The sequence below is a fragment of the Halorubrum tibetense genome (assembly GCF_042661865.1).
GTDB lineage: Archaea > Halobacteriota > Halobacteria > Halobacteriales > Haloferacaceae > Halorubrum > Halorubrum tibetense.
This window is the reverse complement of record NZ_JBHSWW010000739.1, coordinates 1-517: the sequence shown is the minus strand read 5'-3', so window position 1 is coordinate 517 and position 517 is coordinate 1. Positions and strand designations below refer to the sequence as shown.

General features: G+C 60.9%; 1 pseudogene. It reads right to left on the bottom strand.

Annotated elements, in window-relative coordinates:
- Positions 1-517, bottom strand: a pseudogene (locus tag ACFQEU_RS18045) (ISH3 family transposase); the annotation flags it as partial.

The following is a 517-nucleotide window of genomic DNA, read 5'->3' as shown; positions in this document are numbered from 1 at the left end:
CCAGAGGCGGCGCCCCCCGCGGCGGGGCGCCGCCACGTACCGCCAGTGTAGATACCGCCAGCTATTCTGGAGCAGTAGGCTCACCACAAACATCACCAGCCGTAGCCCAGCGTCCTGAGAACTGGTGAATGCGAGGCTCTGCTTGGCTAATCGGTAGCTCGACTCGATGCCGAAGCGCTTGCTGTAGTGCTCTCGGGCATCCCGTGGCGTGTCGATAAACGGCGCGTCAGCGGCGTAGCCGTGACGCGCCACCCCGTGTTCGTCGTATCGTCCCTGTTGGTAGACGCAGTCGATGAACACAGGGAACGTTACCTTGCCGGCGAGATCGTGTTCGATCTCGCGGCTCCAGCCTCTACTGAGTTCGTCTTGGATCGTTTCACCCCACTTGACGATCGGCATCACGTAGGCGTAGTTGTGCGTGGACAACAGCCCAAGACAGGTGCTGTTGTAGAATCCGCGATCGAGATAGACGGCCTTGACGCCGAGGTCAAGGCCGTCGAGGAGCTCGAGAAACTCA